This window comes from Oricola indica (genome assembly GCF_019966595.1).
GTDB lineage: Bacteria > Pseudomonadota > Alphaproteobacteria > Rhizobiales > Rhizobiaceae > Oricola > Oricola indica.
In genome coordinates, this window is sequence record NZ_JAINFJ010000001.1 from 644,087 (window position 1) to 664,063 (window position 19,977).

Annotated in this window: 21 protein-coding genes; 10 read left to right on the forward strand and 11 right to left on the reverse strand. The window is 62.2% G+C overall.

Going from position 1 to position 19,977, the window contains the following annotated elements; all coding sequences use genetic code 11:
• Positions 1 to 181: 181 nt before the first annotated feature.
• The 4 genes from LC343_RS03050 to LC343_RS03065 all read left to right on the forward strand — a co-directional run bounded on the left by LC343_RS03050 (position 182) and on the right by LC343_RS03065 (position 6,720).
• Positions 182 to 1,984 carry a sensor histidine kinase gene (locus tag LC343_RS03050; protein WP_223475616.1) on the forward strand — a complete coding sequence of 601 codons (1,803 nt, stop codon included), beginning with the start codon at positions 182 to 184 and terminating at the stop codon, positions 1,982 to 1,984.
• Complete coding sequence (locus tag LC343_RS03055; protein ID WP_223475617.1) at positions 1,981 to 3,321, forward strand: sigma-54-dependent transcriptional regulator; 1,341 nt, start codon at positions 1,981 to 1,983, stop codon at positions 3,319 to 3,321. Before LC343_RS03050 ends, LC343_RS03055 begins: the two co-directional genes overlap by 4 nt.
• Before the next feature lie 197 nt (positions 3,322 to 3,518).
• Complete coding sequence (locus tag LC343_RS03060; RefSeq protein WP_223475618.1) at positions 3,519 to 4,541, forward strand: TAXI family TRAP transporter solute-binding subunit; 1,023 nt, start codon at positions 3,519 to 3,521, stop codon at positions 4,539 to 4,541.
• Positions 4,542 to 4,614: 73 nt separating this feature from the next.
• Positions 4,615 to 6,720, forward strand: a complete 2,106-nt coding sequence (locus LC343_RS03065; RefSeq protein WP_223475619.1) for a TRAP transporter permease — start codon at positions 4,615 to 4,617, stop codon at positions 6,718 to 6,720.
• 12 nt (positions 6,721 to 6,732) lie between these two features.
• Here the strand turns inward: LC343_RS03065 and LC343_RS03070 are convergent, their stop codons facing one another.
• Positions 6,733 to 8,370 (reverse strand): winged helix-turn-helix domain-containing protein, encoded by a 1,638-nt coding sequence (locus tag LC343_RS03070; protein WP_223475620.1) that lies wholly within the window; start codon positions 8,368 to 8,370, stop codon positions 6,733 to 6,735.
• 127 nt (positions 8,371 to 8,497) lie between these two features.
• On the opposite strand from LC343_RS03070, the gene LC343_RS03075 reads away from it, so the two are divergent.
• Entirely contained in the window at positions 8,498 to 8,713 is a 216-nt protein-coding gene (locus tag LC343_RS03075) for a hypothetical protein (RefSeq protein WP_223475621.1), read from the forward strand.
• A gap of 55 nt (positions 8,714 to 8,768) precedes the next feature.
• On the opposite strand, the gene LC343_RS03080 is transcribed toward LC343_RS03075, so the two are convergent.
• From LC343_RS03080 to LC343_RS03090, 3 genes are all read right to left on the reverse strand, one after another.
• The gene (locus LC343_RS03080; RefSeq protein ID WP_223475622.1) at positions 8,769 to 9,617 is read right to left on the reverse strand and encodes a class III extradiol dioxygenase subunit beta; all 849 of its coding nucleotides are present in this window, start codon (positions 9,615 to 9,617) and stop codon (positions 8,769 to 8,771) included.
• Positions 9,617 to 10,009 carry a protocatechuate 4,5-dioxygenase subunit alpha gene (ligA, locus tag LC343_RS03085; protein WP_223475623.1) on the reverse strand — a complete coding sequence of 131 codons (393 nt, stop codon included), beginning with the start codon at positions 10,007 to 10,009 and terminating at the stop codon, positions 9,617 to 9,619. Before ligA ends, LC343_RS03080 begins: the two co-directional genes overlap by 1 nt.
• 429 nt (positions 10,010 to 10,438) lie before the next feature.
• Complete coding sequence (locus LC343_RS03090; RefSeq protein ID WP_223475624.1) at positions 10,439 to 11,557, reverse strand: zinc-binding alcohol dehydrogenase family protein; 1,119 nt, start codon at positions 11,555 to 11,557, stop codon at positions 10,439 to 10,441.
• 171 nt (positions 11,558 to 11,728) lie between these two features.
• On the opposite strand from LC343_RS03090, the gene LC343_RS03095 reads away from it, so the two are divergent.
• Complete coding sequence (locus LC343_RS03095) at positions 11,729 to 12,286, forward strand: TetR/AcrR family transcriptional regulator (RefSeq protein ID WP_338018563.1); 558 nt, start codon at positions 11,729 to 11,731, stop codon at positions 12,284 to 12,286.
• Positions 12,287 to 12,560: 274 nt separating this feature from the next.
• On the opposite strand, the gene LC343_RS03100 is transcribed toward LC343_RS03095, so the two are convergent.
• The 3 genes from LC343_RS03100 to LC343_RS03110 all read right to left on the reverse strand — a co-directional run bounded on the left by LC343_RS03100 (position 12,561) and on the right by LC343_RS03110 (position 13,874).
• Positions 12,561 to 12,755 carry a hypothetical protein gene (locus LC343_RS03100; protein WP_223475626.1) on the reverse strand — a complete coding sequence of 65 codons (195 nt, stop codon included), beginning with the start codon at positions 12,753 to 12,755 and terminating at the stop codon, positions 12,561 to 12,563.
• A 59-nt stretch (positions 12,756 to 12,814) separates the two neighbouring features.
• Complete coding sequence (locus LC343_RS03105; protein ID WP_223475627.1) at positions 12,815 to 13,039, reverse strand: DUF465 domain-containing protein; 225 nt, start codon at positions 13,037 to 13,039, stop codon at positions 12,815 to 12,817.
• Between the two features lie 109 nt (positions 13,040 to 13,148).
• Positions 13,149 to 13,874, reverse strand: coding sequence for a tellurite resistance TerB family protein (locus tag LC343_RS03110; protein WP_223475628.1), 726 nt, complete (start codon positions 13,872 to 13,874; stop codon positions 13,149 to 13,151).
• A 175-nt stretch (positions 13,875 to 14,049) separates the two neighbouring features.
• Here LC343_RS03110 and LC343_RS03115 point away from each other — a divergent pair, with 175 nt between their 5' ends.
• The 4 genes from LC343_RS03115 (at position 14,050) to LC343_RS03130 (ending at position 16,993) form a co-directional block, all read left to right on the forward strand.
• The gene (locus tag LC343_RS03115) at positions 14,050 to 14,970 is read left to right on the forward strand and encodes a hydrogen peroxide-inducible genes activator (protein WP_223475629.1); all 921 of its coding nucleotides are present in this window, start codon (positions 14,050 to 14,052) and stop codon (positions 14,968 to 14,970) included.
• A 175-nt stretch (positions 14,971 to 15,145) separates the two neighbouring features.
• A complete protein-coding gene (locus tag LC343_RS03120; protein WP_223475630.1) occupies positions 15,146 to 15,436 on the forward strand; it encodes an ATPase inhibitor subunit zeta in 291 nt (96 codons plus the stop codon).
• Between the two features lie 237 nt (positions 15,437 to 15,673).
• On the forward strand, positions 15,674 to 16,666 hold the full coding sequence (locus tag LC343_RS03125; RefSeq protein ID WP_223475631.1) for a sodium-dependent bicarbonate transport family permease: 993 nt from the start codon (positions 15,674 to 15,676) through the stop codon (positions 16,664 to 16,666).
• 15 nt (positions 16,667 to 16,681) lie between these two features.
• On the forward strand, positions 16,682 to 16,993 hold the full coding sequence (locus tag LC343_RS03130; protein WP_223475632.1) for a P-II family nitrogen regulator: 312 nt from the start codon (positions 16,682 to 16,684) through the stop codon (positions 16,991 to 16,993).
• Between the two features lie 101 nt (positions 16,994 to 17,094).
• Here the strand turns inward: LC343_RS03130 and LC343_RS03135 are convergent, their stop codons facing one another.
• From LC343_RS03135 to LC343_RS03150, 4 genes are all read right to left on the reverse strand, one after another.
• Entirely contained in the window at positions 17,095 to 17,649 is a 555-nt protein-coding gene (locus tag LC343_RS03135; protein ID WP_223475633.1) for a dihydrofolate reductase, read from the reverse strand.
• The gene (locus LC343_RS03140) at positions 17,646 to 18,644 is read right to left on the reverse strand and encodes a DUF4424 domain-containing protein (RefSeq protein WP_223475634.1); all 999 of its coding nucleotides are present in this window, start codon (positions 18,642 to 18,644) and stop codon (positions 17,646 to 17,648) included. Before LC343_RS03140 ends, LC343_RS03135 begins: the two co-directional genes overlap by 4 nt.
• The gene (locus LC343_RS03145; RefSeq protein WP_223475635.1) at positions 18,641 to 19,435 is read right to left on the reverse strand and encodes a thymidylate synthase; all 795 of its coding nucleotides are present in this window, start codon (positions 19,433 to 19,435) and stop codon (positions 18,641 to 18,643) included. Before LC343_RS03145 ends, LC343_RS03140 begins: the two co-directional genes overlap by 4 nt.
• A 115-nt stretch (positions 19,436 to 19,550) precedes the next feature.
• Positions 19,551 to 19,862 (reverse strand): DUF2853 family protein, encoded by a 312-nt coding sequence (locus LC343_RS03150; RefSeq protein WP_223475636.1) that lies wholly within the window; start codon positions 19,860 to 19,862, stop codon positions 19,551 to 19,553.
• Positions 19,863 to 19,977: the final 115 nt, after the last annotated feature.

Genomic DNA, 19,977 nt, shown 5'->3' on the forward strand with positions numbered 1-19,977 from the left:
CGCATCCGACGGCGTACTCATTGACCTGTTATAGGAATGCGCAAAGGTGCTTTCAACGCGCATTGTGGCTTTTTGCTTTGCTTTCAAACGCTTTGGCGCACCGAAGCGGTTGAAACCGCAGCCGTGTTGTCTCTCGGACAAGATAGATCTAGGTTTTGTCAAAATCGTTCGGTAGTGCCGCGTGCGCCAGTTTCAGTTCGTCATCGCCATCGCCCTTGCGGCGCTTCTTGCCGGTTTCATGACCTGGCAGATGGTCTATCGTTCGGCGTTCAGGGAACTGGCGGATGTCCAGCGTGCCGACCTCGTGCTGGCCCGCCAGTCGCTGGGCAGCGAAATCGAGCGTTTCCGAAATCTGCCGCGTGTCTTGCGCCATGACGAACGCCTGCGCGCCCTCGTCGACGACCCCGGCGCGTCCGGCCGCGCCGCGCTGGTCAACACCTTCCTCGCCACCATTCGCGACCAGACGAATGCCGACGAACTGTTCCTGCTCGACGACACCGGCCTGACCATTGCCGCCTCCAACCATGACACGCCGCTGACCTTTGTCGGCCAGAACTACCGCTTCCGCCCGTATTTCCGCGATGCGATGGAGACCGGCAGGGGCCAGTTCTACGCCGTCGGCGCGACAACAGGTCGCCCCGGCTATTTCCTGTCCTCTCGCATCGATGGCGAGAGCGAGACCGGCGTCATCGTCGTCAAGGTCGACATGACGACCTTCGCCGCCTCGTGGCACGACAACGCGCCCGGCACCGCTCTGATGGACCGCGACGGCGTCGTCTTTCTGTCCGGCGATCCGGACTGGCAGTACCGCCCCTTAACCGCCCTTTCCGGCGAGGCGCGCGGACGCATCGAGGCCAGCCGCAAATATACCGGCATCGAGCTGCAGGCCGCAAAGCCGCTCTATTCGCCGGATCTCGGCCGCGAAGCGCTCGACAAGGGCCGTGTTGTCGCCGGCGACACGATGCTGTCGCTCCTGCCCGTCGGAGAAAACGGCTGGACCCTGATCGGGCGCGCGCAACTCGCGCCGGTCACTCGCTCCGCGCTGACCGGCGCGGTTCTGGCCGGCGCCGCCGCGCTTCTGCTTGCCGGCATTCTCGTTATTATGCGCCAACGCCAGTCGATCCTGCGCATGAAGCTCGACCGCAACGCCGAGCTGGAAGCCAAGGTTGCCGACCGGACGGCCGAACTTGCCCAGGAAATCGAGGAGCGCAAACGCACCGAGGAGGAACTGCGCGACGCACAGGAAAGCCTCGTCCAATCCGCCAAGCTCGCCGCGCTTGGCCGCATGTCGGCGGCGATCGTCCACGAGGTTTCACAACCGCTTGCCGCCATGGACATGACGCTCGCGACGGCAGGCGTGCATACGAAGTCCGGCGACACCGCCCGCACCGCGTCCGCCCTCGATCACGCCCGCGAGACCGTTCGCCGCATGCAACGCATGGTCAAACACCTGAAGACCTTCGCAAGGCGCGACGCCGGCCAACTCTCCGATGTCGATATCCAGTCCTGCATCGAGGGCGCGATCGCCCTCGCCGAACCGCGCCGCAGGGCCGTCGACGCCGAAATCGAAATCGGCGCGCGGGCGGAGGATATTTTCGTGCGCGCCGGACCGGTCCGCCTGGAACAGGTCTTCCTCAATGTCCTGATCAACGCGTTCGACGCCGTGGACGGCCGCACCGAGAGACGCGTCACGGTCAACACCGAGACCGGTGACGGCACGGTGACCATACGCATTGCCGACACGGGCGTCGGAATCGCGTCGGACGATCTCGCCCGCATAGCGGAACCGTTTTTCTCCACCAAGGAAACCGGGGAAGGCCTTGGCCTCGGCCTGTCGATCTCGACCTCGATCATCGAGGATTTCGGCGGCACGCTGCGCATTGAGAGCGAGCCTGACAAGGGCACGGCGGTGCTGATCCGCCTTCCCGCAACGCCGGCCGCCCGGACCGGGGCTCCGGTCGAAACGGAAGCTGTCCCGGCATGAGCGACACGCGCATCCTCTTCGTGGACGACGAGGCCGAGGTCCGCCGCTCGGCCACCGAATGGCTGACGCTCTCCGGCTTTTCGGTCGAAACGGCGGCCGACGTCGCCGAGGCCAGGGCGAAACTCTCCCGCGAAAGCGCCGACATCGTCGTCACCGACATCCGCATGCCCGGCGAGGACGGAATATCCCTCCTTCACCATGTGACGGAAAGCCATGCCGGCATCCCGGTCATCCTGCTGACCGGCCACGGCGATGTCTCCATGGCGGTCTCCGCCATGCGCGACGGCGCCTATGATTTTCTCGAAAAGCCCTATGACGCGGATCATCTCGTAGCCGTCCTGCGCAATGCCGGCGAGAAAAGCCGCCTGTCGCGCGAACTCGCCCGCCTGCGCGCACAGTTGGCCGGCGCGTCCGGCCTCGACAATCGCATGATCGGCGAAAGCGACGCGATGCGGCGCATGAAAGACCGTCTGATGCAACTTGCCGGTCACGATATCGACGTCCTGATCCACGGAGAGACCGGCACCGGCAAGGAGGTGGCCGCGCACCTGCTGCACGATTTGGGGCCGCGCGCCGCGAAACCCTTCGTAGCCATCAACTGCGCGGCGATCCCGGAATCGATCTTCGAGAGCGAACTTTTCGGCCACGCCAAGGGCGCCTTCACCGGCGCCGACAGCGCCCGCGAGGGCCGCCTCGTCTACGCCAATGGCGGCACCGTCTTTCTCGACGAGATCGAATCCATGCCGCTCGCCCTTCAGACCCGGCTGCTGCGCGTCATCCAGGAACGCGAGGTCGAGGTGCTCGGCCACAACGCGCCGCGCCCGCTCGACGTGCGTTTCGTCGCCGCGACGAAATCCGACCTCAAGGCGCTGGGCGAGAAAGGCGAATTCCGCTCCGACCTCTACTACCGCCTTGCCGCCTCCGAACTGAGCCTGCCGCCGCTGCGCGACCGCGGTGACGACGTCATAGCCCTGTTCGGCCATTTTACTGCCGAGGAAGCTGCGCGCAGCGGCCTTTCCCCGAGACCCTTGCCGGATGCCGTGCTGAGCGCCCTGCTCGCCCATGACTGGCCGGGCAATGTGCGCGAATTGAAGTCCCTCGCGACCCGCTTCGCCCTCGGCCTCTCCGACGGCATACCCGGCCGCACCGAAGTGCCCGAGGGCGGCGCGCCAGGCCTCGCCGAAACCATGGCGCGGATCGAAAGTGGCATCATCCGCCGCGCGCTCAGGGAGGCCGGCGGCAACCAGGCCGAGGCGGCCCGCCGCCTGCAGATTCCCCGCCGCACGCTCGGCGAAAAGATAGACCGGCTGGGCATTCGCGAAGACGGCGAAACCTGAGGCGATTGCGGCGGTTTTTTGCCGCTGCGCCACTGCCGGGTGGCGGAAAACCGCCGCTTTCCTTCGCGCCGCAACAAAGCGGTGTCCCGCAAGCCTTTGAAATCCTTGCATGTGGACAGGTCGGGAAGATCTGGCACATGGTTTGCATTTGGTTGCGCACGGCTACCGCCGAAACGATGTCATTTTGGGAGGAAACCATGACAACGACCACCAGACGCACGATTCTGTCCGCCGCTGCCGCCCTGGCCCTCGCCACGACGGTAGGCTTCAATGCCCAGGCGCAGGAGCCGCGCAATTACATCCTCGCCACCGCCTCGACCGGCGGCACCTATTATCCCGTCGGCGTCGCCATCTCGACGCTCACCAAGGTCAAGCTCGAGCCGAAGCAGAAACTCGGCATGTCGGCGATTTCCTCCGCCGGCTCGGGCGAAAACGTCAAGCTGCTGCGCGACGGCGAGGCCCAGTTCGCCATTATGCAGGGTCTCTACGGCTACTATGCGCGCACCGGCACGGGTCCGATCGAGTCCGAAGGCCCGCAGGAAAACCTGCGCTCGGTCTCAATGCTCTGGCAGAATGTCGAGCACTTCGTGATCCGCTCGGAATTCGCGGAAACCGGCTCCATCGAGGACATGGCCGCGCTCAAGGGCAAGACCATGGCGCTCGGCTCGCAGAATTCCGGAACGATCGGCTCCAACCGCACGATCCTGTCCGGTTTCGGCATCGACATCGATAATGATTACGACCTTCTCTACGGCGGTTACGGGCCGGCGGCGGAAGCCGTGCAGAATGGCCAGGCAGCCGGCATGGGCACACCCGCCGGCGTTCCGGTCAGCGCGGTCACGCAGCTCTTTTCGACCGCCGGAGACGACGTCACCCTGCTCTCCTTCTCGCCCGAGCAGATCGTCACCGCCAATGGCGACCGCGACCTGTGGACGGAATACCTCATCCCCGGCGGCACCTATCCGGGCCTCGATGAGGACGTGACCACGATCGCCCAGCCGAACTTCCTCGCGACATCGGCAGACCTGCCCGAAGAGGACGTCTACGAGATCACCAAGACGATGTACGAGAACCTCGCCTTCCTCCAGGCGATCCACCCGGCCACCAAGGCCATGGCGCTCGAAAAGGCGATTGCCGGTCTGCCGCTGCCGCTGCATCCGGGCGCGCTGCGCTACTACGAGGAAGCCGGCCTCGACATTCCGGACCGTCTGCGGCCGTAACCGCGACTGACTTCGGGGCCGCCGCGCGCGGCCCCTTTTCACCCCTTTCCTTCTCCGCGCCGGGAGGATGTCCATGCGCGCCGAAACCTTGACGCAGACCGGCTCGCCGGGACTGAACCGCCACGGATTATCTCTCGTGACGCTTGTCGTCGCGGTCGTCATCTCTGTCGTTCATATCTGGATGAACTCTTTCGGCAGCGTCGCCGTCCTCACCCAGAACGGCTTCCATTTCGCCGGTTTCGTCCTGCTGTGCGTGCTCGTCTCGCCGATCGCGCCGGCAGCCTGGGCCAAACGGCCCGCCATACGCATTCTGGACATCGCCTTCGGTGCCGCCGTCGCGGCAGCGGCGATCTATGTCATCAATGCCGAGAGCGCCATCTATGATCGCGGCGTGCGGCTGATCTGGAGCGACTGGCTGGCCGGGATCCTGTGCATTCTCGGCGTGCTGGAATTCACCCGCCGCACGACGGGCTGGATCATCCCCGTCCTGATCCTCCTCGCCATCACCTATGTCACCTGGTGGGGCCAGTATGTGCCCGGCGTCTTCCGCTTCCGCGGCCTGCATGCGGAAACCGTCCTGTTCCGCTCGCTCTATGGCGACGACGCCATGTTCGGCTCGATCGCCCGCATCTCCTCGACCTATGTCTTCATGTTCATCCTGTTCGGCGCCTTCCTGCTGAAATCCGGCGCGGGCGAATTCATTGTCGATATCTCGCGCGCGGTCGCCGGCAGGATGACCGGCGGCCCGGGCTTCGTTGCAGTGCTGTCGAGCGGCCTGACCGGCACGATCTCCGGCTCCGCCGTCGCCAACACCGCCTCGACGGGCGTGATCACGATCCCGCTGATGAAACGTGCCGGCTTTCCCGCCACATTCGCGGGCGGCGTCGAGGCGGCCTCCTCGACCGGAGGCCAGCTGATGCCGCCGATCATGGGCGCCGGCGCCTTCGTGATGGCGAACTTCACCCAGATTCCCTACACGACCATCGTCACGGTCTCTATCCTGCCGGCGATCCTCTATTTCCTGACCGTTGGCTTCTTCGTGCGCATCGAGGCGAAACGGTCCGAGGCGACGGCGCTCGCCGACGAGGACGGGCCGGGTCTATGGACCGTCTTCCGCAATGGCGGTCCGTCCTTCGTCATTCCGGTCGCCCTGCTGATCTTCCTCCTGGTACGCGGCTTCACGCCCACCTATGCGGCCGGCTACGCCATTCTCGCCTGTATCGTCGCCTCCTGGCTGACGCCGAACCGCATGGGTCCGGTTCGAATCATCGAGGCGCTGGAACTTGGCGCGCGCAACATGATCATGACCGCAATCCTGCTGGTTGGCGTCGGCCTCATCGTCAACGTCATCACCACCGCCGGCATCGGCAACACCTTCTCGCTGATGATCTCGTCATGGTCGCAGGGCAACCTCCTGCTCGCGCTTGTCCTCGTGGCGCTCGCCTCGCTGGTTCTCGGCATGGGCCTGCCCGTCACGGCCGCCTATATCGTACTCGGAACCCTGTCTGCTCCGGCGCTCTACCAGTTGATCCTGCAGTCACAGCTCGCCGACATCCTGGCGTCCGGCCAATTGCCGGAAACCGCCAAGGCGATCTTCATGCTGGCTGCGCCGGAAAAGATGGCCGCCCTCGCCGGGCCTATGCCGATGGCCGAAGCCCGGGCAATGATTGAGGCCTTGCCCGTCGAAAGCCTGTCGATGCTCTACGACCAGGCCTTCCCGGCCGCCGTCCTCGCGGGGGCGCTCCTCTCGGCGCACATGATCATCTTCTGGCTGAGCCAGGACTCCAACGTCACGCCGCCGGTTTGCCTCGCCGCCTTCACGGGTGCGGCGATTGCCGGAAGCCCGCCGATGAAGACGGGTTTCGCGGCCTGGAAGATCGCCAAGGGGCTCTACTTCGTGCCGCTCCTGTTCGCCTACACGCCGTTTCTGTCCGGCGACTGGTCGCAGATGCTCTACATCTTCGGCTTCGCCGTCTTCGGGCTGTGGGCAGTGGCGGCCGCCATCGAGGGCTACTGGGAAAACCGCATGAACATCGCCGAGCGTATCGTCACGCTGGCCGTCGGCGCGGCCCTGATGTGGCCTGCACCGCACTGGGTGAATTTCACCGCACTGGCCGGATTTGCCGTGGTGTTCGGGTGGAACATCGCGAAGGGACGCCGTCAGGCAGCGCGGGCCTGATCCCGGAAAGTCCTAGTCGGGCAGTCCGGCCTTGCGAAACCCGTCGGCGAACAGCTCCCGATAGTCCGGATCCTGGATCGAGGCCGTCTCGAGCAGAGCCGTGACTGTCGCCGACCGCCCGAGCGCCTCGTATTCCATTGCCATCCACTCCGCGTCGTCGACCATATCCATCTGGCCGTAGGTGGCGATCAGGAACCGGTAGGGATAGGGCGCGGTCGGGTTGCGATCGCGCGCCACCGTCAATGCCGTCTCCGCCTTCTTGTAGTCGCCAAGGAAATAGGCGGCCATGCCTTCCGCCAGATAGTACCAGTAGGGCGCGAGCGGATTGCGCTGAAACCCTTCCGCGATCAGCGGCAACGCCTCGTCCGCGCGCCCATCGAAGATATAGGTGTTGGCGAGGAACATATAGGCGTCGACATAGTTCGGATCGAGCTCGATAGCCCGCCGGAACTCCGAAATCGCCGTTTCGAAATCCGGTGAAAAGCTGCGCGTATGGAGCCGACCGAGCGCGAAATGCGCGAATGGGAGGCTGTCGTCCATGCTGACCGCGCGGCGGGCGTAATCCAGCGCCTTGTCGACTGCGGGTCCGATTGGATCGACCCAGCGGTTCTCCGCTCGGAAACTGTAGACTTGGGAAAGATGGGCATACGGCAGCGCGAATTCCGGATCGAGCCGCACCGCTTCCTGCAACGCCGCTTCCGCGTCCCGGTTCGTTTCCCGCGTATAGAGGTTCTCAAGTTCCCTGCCGCGCAGATAGGCATCGTATGCCGCGGCGTTCCGGGTCCCGTATATGCCGAGCCTTTCGCGCTCCGCCTTGGAGAGCCGGACCGTCAGGACGGTCATCAGGCTGTTGAGCAGCTTTTCCTGGAACGCGAAGATGTCCTCAGTCGATCCGTCATAGCGTTCCGCCCAGGCGTTCTCGCCCGTCTCTCCATCGACCAGGGCCGCGGAGACCCGCAATGCCGCGCCATTACGCCGCACGCTGCCCTCCAGCACGTAGTCGGCGTCGAGAATGTCGGCGACTTCGCGGATATCCATCGCGTCAGCGTCCAGAGAAAAGGACGCGCCACGCGAAACGACCCTGAGATCGGAGACCTTTGACAAGCCGACAATGAGATCTTCCGCCACGCCAGTTGCGAAATAGGCTTGCGCCTCGTCTCCACTTGCATTGGCGAACGGCAGCACCGCGATGGTCCGCACGACGCTTTCGGGCACCGGGCGCATCACCCACCATGTGGCGATCGCGACGACCAGCAATGACATGGTGCCGGCCAACGCGGCAACGATCCGGGGGCTGCGACGCGGCGCCATCGGCGTCTCGCCAGGCTTGTCATCCGCGCCGGCAAGATCCAGCCGATAGCCCTTCTTGGGAATGGTCTTCAGAAGCTTCGACGTCTGCGGGCCGAGCGCGCGCCGTATCTCGGAAATGCACTGGACCAGGCTATCGTCTGTCACGAACGTATCGTGCCAGACCGTCTTCATCAGGTGGTCCTTGGTGACGACGCCACCGGCATTCTCCAAGAGGACCGAAAGCACGGTCGCCGTCTGCGGCCGAAGCACGGTCGTCTGGCCGTTTTCGTCGGTCAATTCGTTGGCGTCCCTGTCGAACCGGAACGGCCCGATACCCGCCACCGGACGCGAATTCGTCATTCTTTCGGGCCGCTTTCGTGACTTTCGGCATGCATTTCCCGCTCGATCTTACCCGCGCCTCGGCGGTTCACAAACCGAAATCGGAACAGCTCGGCGGACGGCGAATTGGCAGAGAGGAGAACTGGAAATGAAAAGCCTTATCAATTCATTGGCAATCTGCATCGCACTGACGGGCATGGCGCATGCGAGCGACGAACCCGCGCCGCAGGACGGAACGCTTGTCCTTGCGAATTCCTGTGAAGCGGCGCCACAGTCCGAAAGCACCCGGCCGGACCGCTTTTCGAGGGCTGCGGAACTGGCCCGGCTCGAATGCGCGAAACCGGACTGGTCCTGGGAAGATTGAGCCAGTGAAAATGCCCGCCGGTTTCCCGGCGGGCATCATGTCTCGGGAGGGAGACCTAGACGTTTTCGAGAATGATGTGCCCGACGGCCGTGTTCGATGCCGGCACGTGGTAGTGGCGGTGAACTTCCTTCACCTCGTCGTTCAGCGCACCGCGCATAACGTGCCACATCACCATCTCGACGCCTTCCGAGCCCGCCTCGCGCAGATATTCCACATGCGGCGTCTTGCTCAGCCCCACCGGATCGGCGGTCAACCGGTCGAGAAAGGCCTTGTCCCATTCCGGATTGATCAGGCCGGCGCGCTTGTACTGCAGTTGGTGGCTCATGCCGCCCGTGCCGAAGATCATCACGTTCAGGTCTTCGTCGAAGCTCTCGATCGCCTTGCGCACCGCCTTGCCGAGGTTGAAGCAGCGATTTCCGGTCGGCGCGGGGTACTGGACCACGTTGACGGCGAGCGGGATGACAAGCGACGGCCATTCGTCGTCGGGGCCGTGCTCGCCGAACATGACCGACAACGGCACGGTCAGGCCGTGGTCGACATCCATCTCGTTCATGATGGTCAGGTCGAATTCGTCGAGGATCAGCGACTGCGCGATGTGGCTGGCCAGCTTCTGATGGTTCTTGACCACCGGCACCGGACGCGGGCCCCATCCTTCGTCGGCCGGCTGGAACTCCGCCGCGCAGCCGAGCGCGAAGGTCGGAATGCAGGAGGCGTCGAAGGCCGTGCAATGGTCGTTGTAGACAAGGAAGATCACGTCGGGCGTGTTTTCCTTCATCCACTCGCGCGACTTCTCGAAACCGGCGAAAACGGGCTGCCAGTAGGGCTGGTCGGTGATGTGGGTGTCCATCGCCACGCCGATGGCGGGCACGTGCGAACAACCGACGCCTGCGGTAATACGGGCCATTATTCTTCTTCTCCCCATTCCTTCTTGTAGCGGTTGCCCTCGATCGGGCGGCCGCCATGCAGCATCATGTCGCGATAGGCCTCGACGCCCATGCCGGTCATAAGCCCGGCGAGGTTCTGGAAGTTGATGCCGTGATAGGCGGCGAGCTTCGCCGTGTAGTAGATGTTCCCGCCCAGTTCGAGCATGCGGTTCCAGTCCTGGTCGCGCACGGCCTGTTTCTGTTCCTCCGTCATCGGGAACTTGGCGAGATGGGCCTCCGGATCCGCCGTGTAGGCGTCGCGGCCCTTCTGCTTGCCGAGCGAGATGCAGAACTGGTTCAGGTGATACCCTTCGCGCGAGCGGTCCGCATCGAACACGAAGGTCCCTGGAATGTCCTCGTAATCCTTGTCCATGGTCGGCGGATATCTCCCTGTTGTCCGGCGCGTTGCTATCCGATCATATTATCAATCTAAAGCGAAAACGGGCGATACAAGAGCACCCGCCCATTCAAACTCTCACCCTGCGATAATATTGCGCTATAGATGCCATAGAAGAAGGCACGAAAGCCCCCGGGTTTCGGCGGCTTCGGTCAGCGAACCGGCTAATTTGCCGTCAAACTTCGTCGAAGCGAGCGTGCCTCATGTTCACGGCTCTTTGTTGGAGCTTGAATAAAGCCCGTACGCCCGACTTCAATGTCTGCATTGCGTCCCGAGTTGGGCAACTGGCGCACAGGGGCGCTTGGTCGCTTCGAGCCCAAAGTGACGATCGCTTCACTGTTTACGAAGGTCCGTTTCAGTGACAAATCTTATGTTATCTGGGTCAGACGATACTTCCGACAGGCATCACAGTGTCACCACGATCTTCGCCGCCGACACACCGTTTTTTTGGCGTTCAAACGCTGACTGAATAGCGCCCAGGCCGTGGCCCACGACCAGAGGAGGCGGTGCGGCGACGAGGCGACCGGTCTCCAGGGCTTCGGGCAGAAACCGCTCATAGATCGCCGGGCCGAGGTCGGTATCCATCAGGGCCGAACCCCAGATCGTGCTCGTACGCACACCGTTTCGCTTTGCCGCTATCCACATGCCGCCAATGCCAACGACCATTTTCGGCACCATCTTGGTCATCATCGTCCAGACATTCGGGCGGTCGGGCATCGCGTCTATGTCGATCGGAAAGGTTGCGATCGCCATCCTGGAATTGCCCTCGGTCGCACCCAAAACAGCAATGCAAGCCTGGGTCGACCCAGCGCCGATCGCCACGGCACCTGCCATCTCATGCCCCTGAAGCGCGCGCGTCACGCGTTCTGATGCGTCATCGCCGTGGTAATCATGGACCTCGGCGGCCCCCAGCTCCTTCAGATACGCGAAGTTGTGTGGCGACGCCGTGGTCACGACCCGGTATCCTGCGGCCTTCGCGAGTTGGATCGCGTTACAACCCACGCTCGTCGATCCGCCCCAGACCAGCACTGTCTGGTCTTTGTCAGACGGATCGGATGTCGGCAGATCCAGTCCCAGTTGATCCGTCCCGAACAGGCCGCAGGCCGCGGTGGAAAGGGCAAGAGGAAGCACCGCTGCCGTCTCGAATGACATTGCGGTCGGGATCGGCGAAGCCATGTGCGCCATCACGTTTGTATAAAGCTGAAACGCGGACTCAGAGGCCTTGTTGCGCACCTTCTCCATCCCGGTTGCGTGCCCGACCACCCGGTCGCCGACGTGGAACCGGGTCACATCCGGTCCGACGGCGACGACCTCTCCCGCCAGATCGAACCCCAATATCATCGGGTATTTTAGCCATCCGTAGAGTGCGTCGCCCATCTTTTGCTTGAAGCGGTCGATGGGATTGATTGCGACAACCCGGTTGCGCACTTGGATCTGGCCGGGTTCGGGCGGGACAATGGGTGCGTCCGCGACGGCCAGCGGGGCGAACGCGGCATTGAGCCAAGCGGCAGAGTTCGATGACATGGGGTTTTCCTATCAGTGATAGGCTAAATGCCTATCGTTGATAGGCTCTTTTTGCAAGAGGTTTCCAGGCTGCTATAAGGTCACTCCAGCAATCGCAGACATGAGTCCCCAGGCATGCCACCAAAAGTTTCAAGCACCGACAGCCCGTCCCGTCGGGAGGAGATTCTGCGCGTGGCAAGTGCGCTGTTCGGCCAGCATGGCGTGCAGGCTGTGACCACCCGCCAGATCGCGCAGGAGGTTGGTATTTCGCAGCCTTCGATTTATGCACATTTCCCGTCTATTCAGATGATACAGGAGGAAGTCGGCGCGCGGGCTTTCGCGCTCCTGGAGCAGGCGATTACGTCATCGATGGACGACAGCCCCGAGGCGCAATTGCGCAACGCCATTCGCGGCTATCTTGATTTTGGAATGGCCAACCCGGAGGCCTACAGGATCGCTTTCATGTTGGAGCATGGCGCGACGACCCAGAAAGCGGGTCAGGGAATTGCCGAAGCGTTCGCGCTTGAGAGTCATCCCGGGCCACGTGCATTCGGACATCTGGCGCGCATTGTCGCCCTTAATCGTCCAGACTTGTCCGAGCAGGCTGTCCAGACCAGATCACAGTGCCTTTGGGCAGCACTTCACGGTCTTGTCGCGCTGATCCTCGCCCGCCCTCTTTTTCCATGGGTGAAGCAGGACGCGTTGCTGAAAGAGCAAGCTCGGCTGGCCTTCAACATGGTTTTTGATTGAACGATGGATTGGTTGCTGCCGCGAGTAGCCTGCGATTCATGAGTTCATGACCCGGTGCAACAGAGCGACTGCCGCCAGCGGTCATCGGCTTTCGCCCATTTGTGCGTACACCCCCAAACAAAATTGACCTTGTCAGGTGACGAACCGCATCGCGTGGACGTCACGCTCGCCGGCTGGGGTCTTTTGTCCTTGCCGATTCACTGGACCCGACAAGCCGGATCGCGCTTGCCGGGTCTCCATATCGAGCGGGAATTGTTGCGTGCCTGAATCGACCTCAGCTCTGGGCGCGTGGAGCCGGATTGCTCTTGTGTGATGGCGCCTTGATGAAGCGCTTTTCATCGCCATGAGCATCCCGATCGACATCTTTTCGGCCGGGCCTGGAGGAGAACGCTTCCTCCAGCTCCGCGATATTCGCGCTATGAAACACGCGGCAGCTGGATAGTGCGTTCAGGGCGGGCAAGAAGAACATTGCGGGTCCTTTCCGTTTGAATCAGGGATGATGAAACCGGCGTTCGGAGTGTCGCGCGTTCAGCCCGGCACCCGCCGGCGAGAAAGCGTAATCATCAGGCCTTCGTAGCGTTTGATTTCATCCTTCAGGCGCAGCCGGCGGCGCTTGAGCTTCTTGAGTATCAAGCTGTCGCGCCAGGACTGCTTCTGCTCCGCCGAAACCTGTTCATCGATTTGGCGATGGCGGGTCCTCAGAGCTGCAATGCGCGCCGCGATCGCGGAACGACTGAGACGTTTGTTGGTCATGATCGTAACTCCTTCCAATCTGTTTCACTGATGTCGGGGACGGGATTTCGGCTTTCGAAATCGCTCCGTCCCCGAACGTGCCTTCGCATGCCTGTTGGTCGAACGCGGCTCACGCCGCCATCATTGTCGCGCCGGCTATCTCGAGCTCGATCTCCGCGACCAGCCGGTCCGGCAGGGCGAGAGCCCTGGACAGTCTCTCCAGGTGCGCCCTCTCAAGCGGATGATCGGGATCGATCGCGGAACGCGACACGATATAGATCTCGCTCGCCTGTTCGATCCCATTCGCATGGCTGGCGATGGTCAGGGCGTCCGGCGGGTTCTGAAGCGCTTCGAAGATCGCAGCCTTGTCGGCCGCGTCCAGCGGCAGTTTCCCGACCGCGTCGAAGATTTTCTTCTGCTCGCTTTGGTCGACATGACCGTCCGCATGCGCCGCCGAAATCATCGCCTCGATAAGAACGAGCTGGAAAGGCTTCCCGTTGCGGGCTTCCTTGCCCGACGGATCGAAGCTTTCCGGCGGGAGCGCGGGTGCATGGCGGTTGCCGCTGCCATGGGCGTCGTTGGTTGCGCCGGATTGCCCCTGCCATCGCTGGTAGGCGCTGTAGGCGACCGCTCCGAGCGCCGCGGCTCCACCGACTGCGGCTGCGCCTGTCGCGACCTTGCCGGCGCTCTTTCGCAGCTTTTTGTTGCCCGCAACCAGTCCGACAAGACCGCCGGCCGCAAGCCCGCCGACAAGGCCGCCGGGAATGCCTTTGGACGCAACGGCGGGACCCGCCGGCGCATCGTTCCCCGCGGAATGGCCTCCGAGAAACTGGTCGAGCACTTGATTGAGGTTCATGGCGACGCTCTCCTTCACGTTCGCGTTGTCTACGTGAACTGATTTGGGATCTCGCATCGGAATGTTCGAATAGACGATCAGCGAATTTCCGATAGAAACTCTCTATCGAAATTGCCGGATCCGGCCCCATATGGACGATCACGGCCATTGGGCTTCGCAGGAAGGGAGAACGACGATGACAACGCTGAGGCAATTGAACTATCTCGTCGCCCTGTCGCAGGAGTTGCACTTTCGGCGTGCGGCCGAACGCATGCACGTCACCCAGCCGACCCTCAGCGCGCAAATCCAGGAACTGGAACGCCATTTGAACGCCCCTCTGGTCGAAAGGGGAACGTCCCGTGTCATGCTGACCCCGCTTGGTCGCGAGATAGCGGATCGTGCGCGTCGGATTATCGCCGAGGTGCAGGACATCGTTGATCTTGCAGCATCGTCGCAGCATGGTTTCGATGGCACGATCAGACTTGGTGTGCCGCCGACGCTCGGCCCCTATCTCTTGCCGCACATCGTGTCGGACCTTCATTCGAAATATCCGCGATTGAAGCTCTATGTCCGCGAAGGAAAGCCTGCGGAGCTTCAGGAAGAGCTTCACACGGGCGCGTTCGATCTCGTCATTTCGCCGCTGCCGATCCAGCACGCCGATTTCGAAGTCGAGCGTCTTTTTCGCGAACCGCTGCAGTTGGCTGTGGCGGATGACCATCCTCTCGCCCGGAAGGGAAAGATTCAGCGCTCCGATCTCGTGGGCCAGCATGTGTTGGCGATCGAGAGGGGTCATCATCTTCACGAACAGGTCAGTCAGCTATGCGACGATCTGGATGCCGTCCTGTTGCGAGACTACGAGGGAACGAGCCTCGACACGATCAGACTGATGGCCGGGATGGGTGTCGGTATCGCGTTCTTGCCGGCGATGTATGTTCGCTCGGAAATCGCAAGCCGTCGCGGCCTCACGGTTTTGGACATCGGTGTGCCCAATCTCTATCGGCAGATCGGTCTGACCTGGCGTAGGCGATCCGTGCATGCGCCCTTGTTCAAGGAATTCGCCGAACTCATTCGCGCCACTGCTGAAGACCGGCTGCCCGAGGTCACCGTCATTCGTTAGGTGCCGCGTCCGGGACGACGCCAACCGGTCAATCCGATTTCCGCCAGAAGCTGACGCACACGATTGGAACAGCCGGGAGCGATAGAGAAAAACTATTGGTAGGCTGTGCATTTTCGATTGGTATTCCAGCCTGACAAAGCCGATCTATCGCCGGGTGTGAAGCAGAGGTTTCGAAATGCACAGAGACGAACTGGAAATCCGGACACGCGATCAATTGAACGCGCGGCGCAATTACTTTCTCGGGGTTTGGGCAGGAACCCAGCTCGGTCTCCAGCATCGCGAACTCGACGAGTATATCGAGGAAGTGATGTTGTCCGATTTCGAAGAGCCTGGCCCCTTCGACATCCTCGGAAAGGTCCAAGCCGATCTCGCAAACGCCGGCATCGATCTCGAGAGTGGCGATTTGCTGAACCGCTTCAAGAACATAGAGCAAAACGTCCGACGAGAGTTGCTTTCGACCGACTAGCCCGTCGTGGCAGTCGAAACGATTGCCCGAGGCTGCGGCAAAGCCCCTTTATAAACAATCGGCCCTGACCGGCGCGCGGCATATCTCGCACGCGCACAGGTTCATTCTTCTGCGAGCTCGGCGATTTGATGCGTCTTCGAAGAGACGTGTTCGGTCGAACTCGATGGATGCGCGGCCGAATGCCCAGCCTTTCCCAATGCAACTCCCGACACACCTGTCGGCGCGGACACATGACTCATGGATAGCATCTTCAGCCTTGCCATCGCCAACCTGCTGACGCCGATGGTTCTGTTCTTCGGACTCGGTTTGCTGGCGGGAGCATTGCGATCGGACCTCACGCTGCCGGAAGCTGTCAGCAAGGGCATTTCGCTCTATCTGATGCTGGCAATCGGCTTCAAAGGCGGCGCGGAACTCGGCTCCAGCGGGCTGACCGGCAGCATACTCACCGCCATGTTTGCAGCGGTCATGCTGAGCTTCGTCATGCCGGCGATCGCCTTCTTCCTGTTGCGCATGATGACCCGTCTCGGCACGGTCGATCGTGCCGCCATCTCGGCTCATTACGGATCGATCAGCGTTGTCACATTTGTTGCCGCGGCCGGGTTCCTGACCTACGAGGGCGTAGCCTATGGCGGCTTCATGGTTGCGCTGATGGCGCTGATGGAAACACCGGCGATCGTCTCGGGTCTGGCGCTGGCAAGGCTCGGCCATTCGGAGCCCGGAGCGCAAAAAACGCCCCTGATGACGCGCAAGGTCGCGCATGAGATTTTCCTGAGCGGCAGCATCGTCCTGCTGATGGGCAGCTTCGCGATTGGATGGATCACCGGCCACGACGGCATGGAAATCATGGCTCCGGTGATCGATGATCCCTTCAAGGCAGTCCTGGCCGTCTTCCTGCTGGACATGGGTTTGCTTGTCGGAAGAAGGATCGGCGACTTCGCGTCGGTCGGCGCTTCGCTGATCGCATTCGGCATTCTCATGCCGATCGTCGGCGCGTTTCTCGGCTTCCTGTCCGCATTGGCGATCGGGATGGAGAGCGGAGACGCCATGCTTCTGATGGTGTTGGCGGCGAGCGCTTCCTACATCGTCGTGCCGGCGGCGATGAGACTATCCCTGCCGCAGGCAAATCCGGCGATCTATGTCACCCTGTCGCTCGCGGTCACGTTTCCGTTCAACCTCGTCGTCGGTATTCCTCTCTATTTCTCAATCGCTCAGACTTTTCTCGGAAACTGAACACCGGTGCGCGACATGAAACAGCTCCATGCGAAAAAGAAGATCGAAATCATCATCGAACAGATCATGGCCGACAAGGTCATCGAGACGCTCGAGAAAGCCGGAGCCAAAGGCTACAGCATCGTCCGGAAAGTGTCGGGAAAAGGCAACCGGGGCATTCGCCGGGGAGGTCCGCTCCCCGATGTCTTCGGCAATGTGATGATCGTGGCCATCGTTTCCGAACCGGTCGCCGAGGAGTTGCTCCGTGTCGCTGACGGAATGCTCAGGGATACCGCCGGAATCGTCTATGTTTCCGATGTCCAGGTCTTGCGGGCGGATCACTTTTGACCGGCAGCCAGGAGCTTGACGCTCCTGAAATTCGCTGGCCTATCGATCGGGAACCGTTCGGGCAGAGCGCAGGCATTCGACCTGCGGCGCGGTTTCCGGTCCTATTCGGACCGCCGCTCATAGGTGACGAACCGCATGGCGTGGGTGTCTCTTTCGCCGGCCGGACACGCCTCTTCTTCCACGATTTCCCAGACAGCGGGATCGATCTCGGGAAAATGCGTGTCGCCCTCCACCTCGGCCTCCACATGGGTCACGTAGAGCAGGTCGGCGATGGCAAGCGCCTGGGCGTAGATTTCGCCGCCGCCAATCACGAAGATTTCATCCGCGAGCGGCGCTTCGGGATCGTTCGGGTCCGGTTCGGCGCTTTCGAGATGCGCCGTGGCGAGTTCGATCGCCGCATCGAGCGATCCGACCCGCATGACCCCGTCCGCCGACCAGTCGAAATTGCGCGTGACCGCGATGTTCAGGCGTCCCGGCAGCGGCTTGCCGATGCTCTCCTGGGTCTTGCGTCCCATGATGACCGGCGCGCCCATGGTCAGCTGCTTGAACCGCTTGAGATCCGACGACAGGTGCCACGGCATGTCCCCGTCACGACCGATCACCCCGTTCCTGGAAACGGCGACGATGACCGACAGGATCGGATGCAGAACGCTCATCCTTCCGGAGCCACGATGAACAACAGATCGAGATCGCGTTCCGGCACGAAACCGTCGAGATCCATCTCGAAAGTGGTCGGGCCCGTCTTGGTCACGCCCTCGCCGCAGAACGAGACGAGATTGTCGGTCGAGCCCTTGTCGACGATCAGCCGGAAAGTGCCGATCGGCCCGAGCCAGTTGGCCCCCGTCGACAGCACATAGGACAGCCACCGCTCCGAATAGTGGCCGCCATCGTCGGTTTCCGTCGCCGCGCGCTTGCGCACCGCCGACATGAAACCGGAATCGACGCAGTATTTGTTCGCGTAATAGGGATGCGGCTCGGTGCGCGTCCCGTCGCCGAGCACATACGTCCCCGCCGCGCCGCCAACGGCCGGCGTGTAGCGGTGTTCCACCGCGACCTCACGCCCCACCGGAAACGTCATCCGCCACCAATAGGCGGATTTCAGGGTCCACGCGGCAACCACCATCGGACGCTCGGCGCCGCCGAGATCGCCCTCGATGGTCACGATCCCCCAGGCTTCGAGATCCCTGAGCGCGTCATCCGACAGATGCCCGACATCCAGCCCCTGGTAAGCACCGATCGGCGCGACCGGCAGGCCGGCTTCGATAACCCTGTCCGTCACGTCCACGCCCGCCACCATGGCGCGCTGCTGCAATTCGGGCCTGATCGCCGTCCCGTCCACGGTCACGGTGAAGCCGAGGAAATTGTCCTCGAAATTCGGGATCGCGACCTCCCAATAGGGGCTCACCTCGAGATCGGGCATCGGAAAGGCAACGACGGTCTCGACATCGTGGTCGCTGCGGTTGCGAAAGACGTAGTCGACCCGCACCTCGTCCATGGAAATATAGAGGATTTCGCTTTCCATCGCGATGTCGCGGGTCTGCGCGAGCACGAGTCCGCCCGCGCCGATTTCCGCGGTTGAGTCGTTCGCCATGCCCGGAACGATCGCCGCCGCGAGGAATGCAACCGACAGGATCGCCGAACGAATCGTCACACCGCCACCGGCGCCTTGATATGCGGATGCGGCTCGTAACCGACGATCTCGAAATCCTCGAAGGTGAAATCGGTCAGTTCATTCACCTTGCGCCCGATCTTGAGGAAGGGGAGCGGCCGCGGCGCGCGCGAAAGCTGCGTCTCGGCCTGTTCGAAATGGTTGGAGTAGATATGCGCGTCGCCAAGCGTGTGAACGAAATCGCCCACCTCGTAACCGGTCACCTCGGCCAGCATGTGCGTCAGCAGCGCATAGGAAGCGATGTTGAACGGCACGCCGAGGAAGATGTCCGCAGACCGCTGGTAGAGCTGGCAGGAAAGCTTGCCGTCGGCGACATAGAACTGGAACAGGCAGTGGCATGGCGGCAGCGCCATATCGTCGACCAGCGCGGGGTTCCACGCCGAGACGATATGCCGGCGCGAATAGGGATTGGTCCGGATCCCCTCCACCAGATTCTTGATCTGGTCGACATGCCCGCCATCCGGCTTCGGCCATGACCGCCACTGATAACCGTAAACCGGCCCCAGATCACCGTTTTCGTCGGCCCATTCGTCCCAGATCGAAACGCCGTTCTCCTTCAGCCAGCCGATATTGGTGTCGCCTTTCAGGAACCACAGCAATTCATAGACGATGGAGCGGATATGCAGTTTCTTCGTCGTCAGCAGCGGAAAGCCTTCCGACAGGTCGAAACGCATCTGGTAGCCGAAGACGGAGCGTGTGCCGGTGCCGGTCCGGTCGCCCCGGTCGGTGCCGCTGCCCATCACATGTTCAAGAAGATCGAGATACTGTTTCATGCGTTCAATTTCGCACGATTCCACCATTTGCGTCCATCGCGGCGAAACGAGGCTCACAAATAAGATCGGGCCTTGCCGGTTTCGGCAAAGCCCGTGCAGATATTGCCGCCAGCGCTCAGAGATCGCTGAGCTTGCCCATGTGTTTTGCGACCAGATAGTAGAAGGTGACGCGGTTCTTGTTCCGGTCGCCGCTCATTTCCTCGCAAACCTTCGCGATGATCTCGTCCGCGCCGGCCGCGTTGCTGGCGCCCAGTTTCTTTTCGCACCATTTCTCGCGCACCCGCGCGAGTTCGCTCGGGTCCGAACAGGAGACGAGAGAGGCATCGCGGCTGCGCAGGGCAATGCCGAGATGCTTGACGATCCTGGACACCTTTTCCTCGTCGGCCCCGGCGTCATAGCGCCTGACATCATCGAGATATTCGCTCATCCGGTATTTCCTTCCCTGCCACACGCTGTTTGACTTCGAACGAAGGTCCAACGCCCCGATCGGACCTTGCGATACTTCGGCGCGATCATGTTCGCGACGCGTCTTGTAAAGTCAA